This window comes from Streptomyces sp. CB02959, assembly GCF_002803155.1.
Lineage (GTDB): Bacteria > Actinomycetota > Actinomycetes > Streptomycetales > Streptomycetaceae > Streptomyces.
Map to the genome: position 1 here is coordinate 165,857 of NZ_NNBP01000012.1, position 13,839 is coordinate 179,695.

The following is a 13,839-nucleotide window of genomic DNA, read 5'->3' on the forward strand; positions in this document are numbered from 1 at the left end:
GGGCGCGCTCACGCCGTCAGGTGCGTGGGGGCGAACATCCGCAACCGGGCGGGGAGGACGACGACCGACGGGCCGGGGGCGGCCAGCGCCGCGGCCAGGTCCGCGGCCAGCCGCTCCGGGTCCGTCCGGACCGCCGGCACCCCGAACGCCCCGGCCAGCGCCACGAAGTCCGGCCGGGTCAGCTCGGTGGCCTCGGCGCTGGTCGCGCCGAACGCGTCGGTCATGTACTCCCGCAGGATGCCGTAGCCGCCGTCGTCGACGATGAGCCAGGTCACCGGCAGGTCGTACTGGCGGGCGGTGGCGAGTTCGGCGAGCGAGTACATCGCGCCGCCGTCGCCGGAGACCGCCAGCACCGGCCGGCCCGGGGCGGCGACGGCCGCGCCCAGCGCCGCCGGGAACCCGTAGCCCAGGCCGCCGGCGCCCTGCGCGGAGTGCAGCGCGTTGGTGCGCCGCGGGTCGAAGGCCGACCAGGCCCAGTACGCCAGGATCGTCATGTCCCAGCAGCTGACCGCGTCGTCGGGCAGCGCCGCGCGGACCGCGGCGAGGATCCGCCGCTCCGCCTCCAGCCCCTGGCCGTCGAGCCGGTCCCGGACCCGGGCCAGCAGCGCGGCGACGGCGGCCTCGGGGGTCGGCTCGTCGGGGGACGGCTGGTCGGGGGACGGCTGGTCAGGGGACGGCTGGTCGGGACGCCGTTCCGGGCGCGGTTCGGGGAGCTTGCCGGGGAGCTCGGCCAGCAGTGCGGCGAGCGCCGTCCGGGCGTCCGCGTGGAGGCCCAGCCCGGCGTGGTTGGACTCCAGTTTGCCGAGGTCCGCCTCGATCTGGACGACCCGGCCGCGCGGCCGGAAGGTGTGGTAGTTCGAGGAGAGTTCGCCGAGCCCCGAACCGACCACCAGGAGCGTGTCCGCGTCCTCCAGGAAGTCGGTGGTGTGGCGGTCCTCCAGCCAGGACTGGAGGGAGAGCGGATGCTCCCAGGGGAAGGCGCCCTTGCCCCCGAAGGTGGTCGCCACCGGCGCCCGCAACCGCTCCGCCAGCGCCAGCAGTTCCGCCTCCGCGCCGGCCCGTACGACGCCCCCGCCGGCCAGGATCACCGGCCGCCGGGCCGCCCCCAGCCGCCGGGCCGCCTCCTCGATCAGCTCGCGCCGCGGCGGCAACTCCCTCGGAAAGACGGCGAGTTCGGCGACCGGCGGGACGTCGACCGGCGCCAGCAGCACGTCCTGCGGGATCTCCAGCCACACCGGGCCGTGCGGGGCGCCGAGCGCCGACTCCCACGCCGCGGCCACCGCGGACGGGATCTGCGACGCGGTCCGCACCGTGTGCACGGACTTGACCACCCCCCGGAACGCGGCCGCCTGGTCGGGGAGTTCGTGCAGATAGCCGTGGCGGCCGCCGCCCAGCCCGGCCACCGGCACCTGGCTGCCGATGGCCAGGACGGCGGCCGAACCGGCGGCCGCCTCCTGGAGCGCGGGCAGCGTCAGCAGCGCGCCGGGCCCGGTGGAGACCAGCAGCGGGGCGACCCGGCGCGTGGTCCGGGCGTAGGCGTCGGCGGCGAAGCCCGCGTTGTTCTCGACCCGCAGCCCCACGTACCGCACGTCCGGCGCGCGGCGGAGCGCGTCGAACAGGCCGAGCGCGTGCTGGCCGGGGAGGCCGAAGACGGTGTCGGCGCCGAGTGCGGTGAGCGATTCGATCACCAGGTCGCCGCCGGTGCGGGGCGGCCGGGCCGCCGTGGTGGGCGCGGGGGTCGGGGTGGTGCTCATGGCGGTGCTCTCTCCGTCTCGTCGGGGCCGGTCGGCGGCTCTCGGGACTCTTGGGGGCTCTCGGGGTCAGTCGCCGGACGGGCCCGGGGCGCCCGCCACGGCCGCGGGGAGCGGGCTCAGCCGTTCCCGCCAGGCCGCCAGGACCGCGGCGTCCGTGGGCCGGGTGGCCAGACTGACCGCCACGTAGGCCACGAGGGAGGCCAGCAGCCCGTAGTAGATGGGCTCGTCGGCGAGGACCCCGAGGGCGATCATCAGACCGACCACGGTCAGCCCGCCGACCACGACCGAGGCCAGCGCCCCGGCGGCGTTGCCGCGCTTCCACAGCAGTCCGCCGAGGATGGGCACCAGCAACCCGCCGACCAGCACGTTGTAGGCGAGGGTGAGCGCCTCGACGACGTTGTTCAGCGCGATCGCGACGACGATCACCGCGACGTCTATGACCAGGATGAACAGCCGGTTCCCCCGCACCTCGTCGGGCGGCCCGGCCGCCTCGGACGACGGGCCGCCGGGCGCCTCCGGCTGCCCCGCCCGGCGCCGGGTCCCGCGCCGCACCCGCGCCCAGATGTCGTTGTTGGCCACCGTGGCACAGGCGATCAGCGCCCCCGACGACGTCGACATCACCGCGGACAGCGCCGCCGCCAGCACCAGCCCGCGCACCCCCACCGGCAGCGCGTCCTTCACGATCGTCGCGAACGCGTCGTCCGGGCTGCCCAGATGGGGGTAGAGGACCTTCGCCGCGGTGCCGATGGCCGCGCCCGCCACCGCGTACACCAGGCAGTACGTACCGGCCACGGAGCCGCCCAGGCGCGCCACCCGGTCGCTGCGCGCGGTGAACACCCGCTGCCAGATGTCCTGCCCGATCAGCATCCCGAACGAGTAGATCAGGACGTAGGTGAAGACGGTCCGGCCGCCGATGCCCAGCGGGGCGAAGTAGTCGTCCGGCAGCCGGGCCGCCAACTGGGCGAAGCCGCCCGCCTTGACGATCGCGAGCGGCAGCAGGAGCAGCAGGACGCCGATCGTCTTCACGACGAACTGCACCATGTCGGTCAGGGTGATCGACCACATGCCGCCGAGCGCCGAGTACGCCACCACGATCGCCCCGCCGAGGATGATCGCGGGGGTGCGGTCCAGTCCGAAGAGGACGTCGAAGATGGTCGCGTAGGCGATGGTCGAGGTCACCGCGAGCATCAGGGTGTACGCCCACATGACCACGCCGGAGATGAGCCCGGCGGCGCCGCCGTAGCGCAGGTCCAGCATCTCGGAGACGGTGTAGACCTTCAGCCGGGCGATCCGGGCCGAGAAGAAGACGCTCAGCGCCAGCAGTCCGAGGCCGATGGTGAAGACCATCCACGCCCCGGACAGTCCGTACTGGTAGCCGAGGCCGACCCCGCCGATGGTGGAGGCACCGCCGAGCACGATCGCGGCCATGGCCCCGGAGTACATCACGGGGCCGAGCCGCCGCCCGGCGACCAGGAAGTCGCTCTTCGACGTGGCGCGCCGCATGCCCCACCACCCCATGGCGAGCATGCCGGCCAGATAGAGAACGATCACCGCGTAGTCGACAGCCATGGGCCATCCCTTCCAGCTGCGCCGAGGGGAGAGGGGGAGAGCGGGGGGAGCGAGGTGGGGTGCTGTGGGGTGGGAGTGAGGGGAGGGGCGAGCGGGGCGGTGGGGGCGATCCGTCTCGGGGGTCGACCCTAGGAGGCGCGCGGACGGCGCTGAAGTGTACGTTTCCTCCACTCCGCCGCCCCTTACGTGGAGGGTTCGCACATGCCGCGCCCACTGCCCCCGCCGTCCACCCCGCCGGTCCCCCTGGCGGACCTGCTCGCCCGTACGGACCTGGGCCTGCGTCAGCTCGCCGGGCCCCGCGAGGGCGTGCCGATCCACTGGGTGCACACCTCGGAGATGGCCGATCCGGTGCCGTATCTGCTGGGCGGCGAACTGCTGTTGACCGCGGGCGTCCACCTGGCGGAGGCGGTGGCCTCCAAGGACGGTGACGCGCTCGACGGCTATCTGGACGGCTATGCCGCCCGTACCGTCGCGGCCGGCGCCGCCGCCCTCGGGTTCGGCATCGCACCGGTGCACCGGACCGTCCCGCGGGCCCTGGTGGACGCCTGCGACCGGTACGGGCTGGCGCTCGTCGAGGTCCCGGAGGAGACGCCGTTCACGGCCGTGGAGAGCGCCGTCTGGCAGGCCGTGACCGAGGCCCGGCACCGCGAACTGACCCGGATCGGCGCGGCCCAGCGCGCCCTGTCCGCGGCCGCCGCCCGCCCGGAGCCGGCCGCCGCCGTCCTGCGCGCGCTGGCCCGCCACGTGCACGGCTGGGCCGCGCTGCTCGCCCCCGACGGCACCCCCCACGGCTCGGCGGGCCCACGCCCCTCCGCCGCCTGCCGGGCCGCGGCCGTCCGCCTGGCCGGGGTGGTCACCGCGGGCGGCCCCGCCTCGGCCGCGGACACCCTCCCGGGCACCCACCTGACCGGCTACGCCCTGACGGGACCGGCGGGCGCCGGGCCCGCGGACCGGGAACGGGCGGCCGCCGCCCGCCCCGAGGACACCGGCGGCGGGCTCGCCCTGGTGGTCGCCACGGAGCCCGGCGATCCGCCCGCGCACACCATCGCGGGCGTCGCCGCCGTCCTTCTCTCCCTGATCACCGGCCCGTCCGCCGCCGCCGGCCCGGCCGCCACCGCGCACTCCGCGGCCCTGGTCCACCTCCTCGTCGGCGCCCGCCCGGCCGAGGTCGCCGCGCTCCTCGGCCACCCCCGGTGGACCGTCGTGCACGCCGCGCCCCGCCGCGACACCCCCGCCGCACCGGCCACCCTGGCCACCGCCCTGGCGACCCCCCTGGTCGCCCCGGCCGCCACCTCGGACGGGCTACGGGCGCTGGTCCCCGGCGACCGCGAGGTCACCGCGCTCCCCGGCTGGACGCTGGGCGTCAGCGCTCCGGTGCCGGTGGCCGACCTGCCCGCCGCCGACCGGCACGCCGCGGCCGCCCTGTGCCGCGCCCTCGCCCGCCGCACCGGGCTGGTGCGGCACCATGCCGCCGGACCGCACGGCCTCGGCGCCCTCGTCGACCCCGCGGACGCCCGGGAGCACGCCCGGGCCCGCCTCGCCCCGCTCGCCGACTCCCCGCACCTGCGCACCACACTCCGCAACTGGCTTTCACTGCACGGCAGTTGGGACCGCACGGCGGTCGCCGTCGGCCTCCACCGCAACACCGTCCGCCAACGCATCGCCCGTATCGCCCACCTCCTGGACACCGACCTGGACGACCCCGACGTCCGCATGGAGCTGTGGTTCGCCCTCCGCACCCTGGAGGACGCGCCGGGGGAAACGCAGGAATGAACCGCCGGAATGCGCCTTCGGAATGATCGGAACGAACCGCCCGGCCACCCGCGCGCCTTCCGCCGAAACGGCGGTGGAGCCGCCCCGCCGGAGACGGCTCCACCGCGTACTCGGGCGGGCGGCTACTGGTGGGCGCTGAGCAGCCCGCCGGCGGTGAGCACGATGTACACGCCGTTGGCGTCGACCCCCACGTCGTGCCCCTTCGTCTCCAACGTGGCGGCCACCCCGTCATGGCCGATGATCTGCGCCCGGTACCGCAGCTCGCCGACCTTCGTGACCTTGACCTTCCAGCCGCCCGCGACCTGGAAGGTGCCCGGCCCCTGGTGCCCACCGCCCATCCAGGAATGGATCTCGCCGCCCATGGTGAGCACCACGAACATGTCGTTGGCGTCGAGCCCGGCGTCGATCTCCTCCCCCGACGTCTCCATCGTCGCCACCACCGAACCGCGACTGATGATCTTGGCGCGGTAACGCTGGTCACCGAGCTCGTAGATCTCCGCCTTGCTGCCGTCCACCAGCGTGTCGATACGCACCGGCGACGACGACTTCGCCGAACCGGCGTGCGAACCGCCCGACTGCGCACCCGCGGTACCCGCCTTGGCACCGGCGTTGGAGTCGGTCTTGGTGTCCGCCTTGGTGTCCGCCTTCGCGCCGGAGCCGGCGCCGTTGGACTCGGCGGCGGCCACGCTGGTGCCCGTGCTCGCCTGGCCCGCGGCCTTCGCGCCGCCGGCGTCCGAACCCGAACAGGCGGTCAAGGACAGCGCGGCGGCTGCGGTCAGGGCCGCGGCGGCAATGCGCAGGGTGCGGCGACGAGCGGTGCGGACGGTGGTGTTGGAGCTCATGTCAAGTCCCCCCAGGACAGTCGGTGTCGTTGCCCCCCGGTACGCCACCCACTCTGCTCGGGACCCCTATCGAAAGGCTGCCACTCCACTAACAACCGGCTAACACGGATACCGGCGGTCGCGGGACGCGCACATGGCCTGTCCCCTCTTCCCCGGCGTCGGCTAGGTTGGCCGGAACATCACGGCCTTGACTTGATCATGACTCCTGTATGACGGCGTGCCATGACGGCCGGCATGACCAGCGATGCGACACGGAAGGGACCTCCATGACGGACTCCGCAGCCGGCGACCCGGCCGGGAACGCGGGCGCCGCCCCCGGCGGCGCCACGGGCGGGAGCACGGGCGCCCCGACCGGTGCCGCCGGCGAACCGCCGACGCCGCCGCCGTACCCGCCGAGCACCGTCCCGGGCCTGCAGCCCGGCGCCGGCGCCCCGCCCAAGGTCGTCCCGACCTCCGCCGAGCACGCCCTGGAGATCGGCCGCGCCTACTTCCCGCCGGTCGGCTCCCCGGGCGGCCCGGTCTCGCTCCTCGTCCACGCGTTCGACGAGGGTTACCTCGTCTACGCCGGCTGGCCCGCCCCCGAGGACCCCACCGCACCGCCCACCAGTCCGGGCGGCACCAACATCGTGATCACCAAGAGCAACGGCGACGTGACCACCGTGCCCAACTTCCCCCCGGAGTCCGCCATTGCCGTCTACCGGCAGTGGTACCGCCCGGGAACGGCCTGAGGCACCCGGAAGCCGACCGCCGCGCCGTACGGGCGGCGGCCGGACGATGACAACTCTGTGACAGCAGACGTCTTGATGGGGCGTCGACCGGCGCGACTAGAATTCGCCACGGCCGGACAGTATGTGACGAGCTCTGAACGGGGGATGGGGCATGGCCGGCGACGGATTGCAGGCGGACGTACCGTCACTGAAATCGGGCGGCAGCAGCTTCACCGACATCGGCGAGCGCTACCAGTCCGCCGTGGAGAAACTGAAGAACGGCCTCACCAATCTGGAGGGGACCAGCACCCCGCCGTGGGGTGACGACGACATCGGCTCGAAGTTCGGGGTCGTCTACGAGGGCCTGCGCGACGGCATGTACGAGTCGATGGGCCACCTCGCCGCCAAACTCCAGGAGATCGGCGGTGCGCTCACCACCATGGCGAGCAACCACGAGGGCAACGAGGACTTCAACCACTCCTTGATGCAGCAGCACATCGCCAACGCCGAGGCCGAGACCCAGATGATCAGCAACTTCAAGGCCCCCAACGCCTCGGCCTGAGCGCCCTTCCCGCGGCCCGGGGACCACCTGACCGTCCCCCGCGCCCCGGACTCCCGCACTCCGCACCTCACCACTCCGTACCGCAACGCCCGGCCGCCCCGCGCACCCGCCGGCGTCCCGGGTACCCGTCTTCCACTTCTTCGCGATCGCCGCTTCGCCGTCCTACGGGGGATTCCCAATGTCAATCATGCTGCCGGACTGGCTGGAGTGGGTCCTTCAGATGCTCGGCTACGACTGGCCGACGGGCGACGAGGACAAGATGATCGAGTCCGGCGACCAGTGGCGGGAGTTCGCCCGCACGGTGGAGCAACTCCAGTCCGAAGGCGTCACCGCGGCCGGCAACGTCCTGTCCGCGAACACCGGCGACAGCATCGACGGCTTCAGCAAGACCTGGGACAAGTTCTCCGACGGCGGCAACGGCTACCTCGACGACGCCCGCGAGGCCGCCGAGCTGATCGCCTTCGCGATGGACGCCGGATCGGGGGTGATCATCGGGATGAAAGTCGCGGTGATCGCCCAGTTGGCGATCCTCGCGGCAGAGATCATCGCGGCGCAGGCGGCCGCCCCCTTCACCCTCGGACTGTCCGAAATCGGGGCCGCGGGGGCGACCCAGGCCACCCGCCTCATCGTCCGCCGCATCCTCAAGGAGGCGAAGGACGCCCTGATCGAGGCGATCGTGAACACCGTCAAGCAGCCGGCCATGGACGCGCTGCAGGCGATGATCTCCGACGCCATCGCCCAGGGCGTCAACATGTCGTTCGGCGCGCAGAACGGCTTCGACGTCAACCGCAGCCTCAAGACCGGCGCCGAGTCGGCCACCGACTCCCTCAAGAACACCGGCGAGAACCTCGGCACCAACTTCCGCGACGCGCTGGGCGGCAAGGCGGGCCACCACGCCCGCACCGGGCTGGACCACGCGGCCGGCCACGGGGGCGAGCACGGCGGGGGTGAACACGGCGGCAGCGGCGGGGAGCACGGTAGTAGCGGGGAACACGGCAGTAGCGGAGAACACGGCAGCGGGGAACACGGCTCCGGAGAGGGCGGCTCGGGCACGGGGGGCGGCGAACACGGTGGGTCCGGGGCTGGGTCTGGGGCTGGGCCTGGGTCTGGGGCTGGCGAACACGGTGGGTCCGGGTCTGGATCCGGTTCTGGTTCCGGTTCCGGCGAACACGGTGGTTCCGGAAGCGGATCGGGCAGTGGATCGGGCAGCGGATCGGGGGAGTACTCCGGCTCGGGCGGCGGTTCCGGCGAGCACGGCGGCGCAGGCGGCGGCTCCGGAGCGGGCTCCGGTGGGCCGTCCCACGCCCCGCGCGCCGGTGACAGCCCGTCCACCACCCCCGAACACGCCGACTCGGGCACCGGCTCCGAGTCCCGTTCCGATTCCGGCTCCCGTTCCGACTCCCCTTCCGGTTCCGGCTCCGGGGGCGATCACCCCAGGCCCGCCGCCCCACCCCTCCCGGACCCGGCACACCGTTCCCCCTTCGACGAGGGCTACCAGGGCGGCCACGACCCGTACGGGGAGTCCCACTCCCCCGACTCCGGCCACGCCCCGAGCTCGGAACACCCCGACGGGGTGAGCACCCACCCCACGGCCGACCACACCCCCGACTCCGCGCGCCCGGAGTCGATCAGCACCCAGCCGACCGCCGACCACACCCCCGACGCGCCGCACCAGGACGGGGTGAGCACCCACCCCACCCCGGACGCCGGCCGCCCGGATTCCGTCGGTACCCACCCCACCCCGGACCACACCCCGGACCCCGTCAGCACCCAGCCGGCGCCCGAGCACAGCACGACCCCGAGCCATGCCGACTCCGTCAGCACCCAGCCGGCGCCGGAGCACACCGCCCCGAGCCCGGCCAACTCCCCCGTCCACGAGGGGAGTTCACACGGCGACCAGGGAGCGGGCGGCCCGCAGCCGTCCCCCTCCCCCGCCCCGTCCCACGACGGCGGCGCCGGTAGCGGCACCGGCGGCGGAGCCTCGTCCGGTTCCTCAGACTCCTCCGGGTCGTCGGGCGGCGGGGGTACGGGCGGCCGCCCGTCCGTACCGCACGTGAGCGTGCCCGCCCAGGGCGCACCGGTTCAGCACTCGGGCGGCCAACCGTCCGTCCAGCACCGCGATCCGGCGCCGGGCGACCCCACGTCCCCCGTCGGCGGCGACCACGACACCACCGTGCGCACCCAGTCCGCCGACACCATGACCGCGCCGCCGCCCACCCAGCACAGCGCCACCGACTCCGGCACCAACAGCCCCAACTCGCCGACGGCAGGCGGACCTTCGCAGTCGGGCCCGCAGGGCTCCGGCCCCTCGACGGGGATGCCCACCGCCATGCCCGCGCACGGCGGCGGCGCGCCCGCGGCCGGTTCGAGCGCCCCCAGTGCCTCGCCCACCCGCCCGACCGCCGACAGCGGCGGCGGTGCCCAGAGCAACCGCCGGCCGGACGGTTCCCAGGCGGTCCGTGACGTCACCCAGCAGCGGAATCCGGAACGCCCGGCGTACAACCCGCGCCTGGACGGTCCCCGCTCCAACGCCACCGCCCCCGGCCCCAACCGCCGCCCGGACGGCACCCAGGCCGTCCACGACCCCACCCAACGCCGCGCCCCGGAACGCCCGCCGTACAACCCGCGCCTGGACGGCCCCCGCCCGGACGCCGGCCACCCGAACGTCCAACACCCCGACGCGCACCACCCGGACGCCCCACGGCCCGCGGACGCCCACCCTCCGCAGGACCGGCGACCGGAAGCCCCCCAGGGGGAGAACCAGCGACCGGATGCCCCGCACGGGGACCAGCGGCCGACACGCACCGACCAGCCGCACCCGGACCGCCCTGCCGACGGCCACCACCCCGACGAGGCTCCGGCCCCGCCCCGTCCCCAGGAGCACCACCCCGACGCCCAGCGCCCGGAAACGCCGCGGCCCGACGCTCCGCACCACCCGGACGCCGACCGCCCGCGTCCGGAGAACACCCACGCGGACATCCCGCGCCCGGAGGACAACCACCCCTCGCAGCACCCGGAGAGCAACCGCCCGGAGACCAACCATCCGGAGACCAACCGTCCGGACTCCCCGTCTCCCGAGCACTCGCAGAACCCCGAGCACTCACCGAGCGCCGGGCACCCGCAGAACCCCAACCCCCAGCACCCGCAGCAGAACCACCAGCAGCCGCACCACCCCCAGCAGCAGCCTGCGCCGCAGCACCAGCCTCAGCCCCACCACCCGCAGCAGCCGCACCCACAGCAGAACCAGGCGCACCACCCTCAGCAACCCACGCTCCAGAGCCACCACCCGCAGCAGCAGAACCAGCAGCCGCACAACCCCCAACAGCAGCACCCCAACCAGCAACACCAGCCCCAGCACCAGGCGCCCCAGCAGCACCCCCACCAGAACCAACAGCAACAGCACCACAACCAGCAGCAGCCGCAGGACCACCACCAGCAGCCTCAGCACCCGCAGCAGCACCAGCAGCAGGTGCCGCACCATCAGCAGCCGAGCCTCCACGACGTCCGGGCCGGTCTCAACCACCACCCGGGCGGCCTGTATTCACCGTTCCCGCACGACCAGCAGGCGCTGGAGCACCACTTCCCGCGGAACCCGGACGGCTCCCCGCAGGTCCACGCCGACCCGTTCCAGCCGTGGGCCAGGTACCAGAACGACGGCGGCCCGACCGTGCCCGGCCGGTCCAACAACTGCGCCGACTGCACCCGTTCCTTCATGGAGTCCTGGTACGGGAACCCGCAGGTCTCCGCGCCGCGTACGTACGACACGGACGCGCACGGCAACCTCGACCGCGCCAGCGGTGAACGGGACGGCACCCACAACATCCAGAACTGGGCGGGCACCAACTTCCGCAACTCCGGCCAGAACGCCCACGACAGCTACACCAACATCGCCCACGAGCTCCAGCAGGCGGGCCACGGCTCGGCCTCGGCCGTCCTGGTGACGTGGCCGAAGAACCCGGACGGCACCGGCGGCGGCGCCCACGTCTTCAACGCGGTCAACCACAACGGCAAGGTCGTCTGGGTGGACAGCCAGACCGGCCAGATCAGCCACCAGCCCATCCACACCCACGCCGAGGGCGTCTGGCACCTCACCCTCGACGGCGACCGCAAGCCCTTCGACCCCACCGCCGCCCAGAACCACCACCAGGGCCAGCCCCAACAGCAACACCAGAACCCGAACCAGAGCCAGAACCAGAACCAACCCCAGCAACATCACCCCCAGAACAACCAGCAACCACAGCACAACCAGCAACAGCCGCAGCAGCCCCACCCCCAGCAGCAACCACAGCCCCACTACGGCCAGCAGCAGCCACAGCAGCAACCGCACGTACAGCAGCAACCGCATCAGCAGCCGTACCCGCAGCACCACCAGCCGCAGCCGCAGCCGCAGCCGCACAACCCGTACGCCCAGAACCCGCAGCACCAGCAGCAGCCGCAACACGCCCAGCCTCAGCCGCACAACCCCTACCAGCAGCCCCACAACCCGTACCAGCAGCAGCACCAGCAGCAGAACCCCTACCAACAGCCGCACCACGGCCAACAGCCACACAACCCGTACCAGCAGCCACACCAGGGCCAGCAGCCCCACAACCCGTACCAACAGCCATACCAACAGCCGCACCAGGGCCAGCCTCAGCACCCGTATCAGCAGCACCCCAACCAGCAACACCAGCCGTACCCGCAGCAGCACGCGCCGGCACCGCACCAGCAGCCGCAACCCCATGTGCCGCAGCAGCACGCGCCGCAACAGCAACACCCCCAGCAGCCACACGTACAGCACCCCCAGCAGCAGCCGCACCCACAGCAACAGCAACAGCCCCACCAACAGCCGCATCCCCAGCAACAACACCCGCAGCAGCACCCACAACAGCACCCGCCCTACCCCCAGCACGCCCCCAACCAGCAGTACGGCGGCGGGCACCACCCCGCGGGCGCACCGGGTACCCACCACGACCCGGCCGACGGGCATGCTCCGAACGCCGAGCACCCGCACCATGGCGCACCCGAGACGAAGCCGGAGCATGCTCCGGACCCCACGGCGGACCACCGTCCCCAGGACCGCCACCCCCAGGACCACCACCCCCAAGGGCAGGGCCCCGAGCACCAGTCATCGGCGCACTCCGGTACGGAGCACCCGCACCAGCCGCCGGTCCCCCGCAACCCCGGCGCCCTCCCGCCGCCCGACCCCTCGGGCCACCAGCCCTCGGGGCACGACAAGAACACGCAGCACCCGGGCGACAAGGACGGCAAGGGCGACGGCAAGACCGGGGACGAGAAGCCGAAGAAGGGGAAGCACAAGCTCGACGACTCCCCGGAGGAGAAGGCCGCGAAGCGCCAGGCGATGCGGCAGCGGAGCAGCCATGTGGCGAGCGAGACCTACAGCGGCAATCGGGCCGAGGGAAGCACGCCGTACGAGCACCGGCAGCCCGGCGACGGCGCCCACGAGCACTACACGATGCTGTCGGACGATTCCCAGTCGACGCTGCGCCGCACCAACGACGTCCGGCAGGTGAATCTCGAACCGGTCGTCGACCATCTGAACCGCTGGGCCGAGCCGGCGAAGGAAGGCGATCCCAAACCGCCGCTGCTGCACGCCATCGACGAATCGGCGAAGGGCCCCCTCACCAAGGACCGGCTCGAACACCTGCTGCCGGGGTTCGGTGCGATGAAGCAGTCGGAGCAGCTCGCCACGGTGGGTGCCATCGCCCGCATGAGCCACCAGTTCCACGACGCGCACGCCGTGGAGAACTCCGGCGGCTCCTACCTCCACTCCCGCCACGACCCCAAGAGCGGCGACCCGGTGGACCCCGCGCCGCAGGCCCGCGCCTATGCCATACGGCAGAACGTCATCGAACGCGGGGAAGAGCCGAACACGAAGGAACTCGCCAAGGAGCAGCGGAAATTCAACGCGCTGTGGCGGAATGTGGTGGGCAATCCGTCGAAGAGCACCGATCCGGAGGTCCAGGCGGGCGCCTCCAGGCTGCGTCCGGATTTCTCCGGAAAGAACTACGCGGTCCTGGAAGTGCAGAAGACGAAGCCGGACGGCACCACCGAGACGCATTACGTCATCGACTCCTCGGTGCCCGCCAACAGTTTCGGAAAACCCCAGGAGCATTCGGAGCCGGTGCTCGGCGAGGCGTACCGGAAGATGTACGCGGAGAATCCCGAGGGGTACAAGACGCCCACGATGTACACGGAGTTCGAGCCCTGCGGCTCCGGGACGGATCCGGCTTCGGCCAACTGCTCCTACTACCTGTCGCATGAATTCGAACGCCCCTTGGACCAGGAACGCACCAAGTACCACGACATCCCGCCGGAAGAGCGCGGAAATCTCCCGCACCGGACGAATGCGACAACGATCTACTACGGGGTCGGCTACCGCGACAACGGCCTTTCCCCGCAGGAGGTGACACGCATTCGGGAGAGCGTCGGCGAGGAGAAGGCCGATGCGGCGATCAAGGAAGCGCAGAAGGAGTCGATTCTGCGGCGGAAGGAGGATATGGACCGGGCCCGGGGCGAGATGCTCCGCGTGTGGATGAAGGTAGCCTCGTACTGATACACGCACCGCCGCTGAACTGCTGCGCGCACCGCCCAGATACGCACACCACCCCTGCCCCTGGATCGGAGTTCGG

General features: G+C 73.0%; 7 protein-coding genes. 4 read left to right on the top strand and 3 right to left on the bottom strand.

Annotated elements, in window-relative coordinates:
- Positions 1 to 8: 8 nt before the first annotated feature.
- Positions 9 to 1,754: a thiamine pyrophosphate-binding protein gene (locus CG747_RS20725; RefSeq protein ID WP_100603270.1), complete on the bottom strand. Its 1,746-nt coding sequence runs from the start codon at positions 1,752 to 1,754 to the stop codon at positions 9 to 11.
- A gap of 66 nt (positions 1,755 to 1,820) precedes the next feature.
- Positions 1,821 to 3,323 carry a sodium:solute symporter gene (locus CG747_RS20730; RefSeq protein WP_100603271.1) on the bottom strand — a complete coding sequence of 501 codons (1,503 nt, stop codon included), beginning with the start codon at positions 3,321 to 3,323 and terminating at the stop codon, positions 1,821 to 1,823.
- A 201-nt stretch (positions 3,324 to 3,524) separates the two neighbouring features.
- Here CG747_RS20730 and CG747_RS20735 point away from each other — a divergent pair, with 201 nt between their 5' ends.
- A complete protein-coding gene (locus CG747_RS20735; RefSeq protein WP_100603272.1) occupies positions 3,525 to 5,096 on the top strand; it encodes a PucR family transcriptional regulator in 1,572 nt (523 codons plus the stop codon).
- A 122-nt stretch (positions 5,097 to 5,218) separates the two neighbouring features.
- Here the strand turns inward: CG747_RS20735 and CG747_RS20740 are convergent, their stop codons facing one another.
- Positions 5,219 to 5,938 (bottom strand): hypothetical protein, encoded by a 720-nt coding sequence (locus CG747_RS20740; protein WP_100603273.1) that lies wholly within the window; start codon positions 5,936 to 5,938, stop codon positions 5,219 to 5,221.
- A gap of 266 nt (positions 5,939 to 6,204) precedes the next feature.
- On the opposite strand from CG747_RS20740, the gene CG747_RS49600 reads away from it, so the two are divergent.
- From CG747_RS49600 to CG747_RS50725, 3 genes are all read left to right on the top strand, one after another.
- Complete coding sequence (locus CG747_RS49600) at positions 6,205 to 6,666, top strand: hypothetical protein (RefSeq protein ID WP_257980572.1); 462 nt, start codon at positions 6,205 to 6,207, stop codon at positions 6,664 to 6,666.
- 151 nt (positions 6,667 to 6,817) lie between these two features.
- The gene (locus CG747_RS20750) at positions 6,818 to 7,207 is read left to right on the top strand and encodes a hypothetical protein (RefSeq protein ID WP_100603274.1); all 390 of its coding nucleotides are present in this window, start codon (positions 6,818 to 6,820) and stop codon (positions 7,205 to 7,207) included.
- Between the two features lie 178 nt (positions 7,208 to 7,385).
- Complete coding sequence (locus CG747_RS50725; RefSeq protein WP_100603275.1) at positions 7,386 to 13,763, top strand: toxin glutamine deamidase domain-containing protein; 6,378 nt, start codon at positions 7,386 to 7,388, stop codon at positions 13,761 to 13,763.
- Positions 13,764 to 13,839 lie beyond the last annotated feature (76 nt).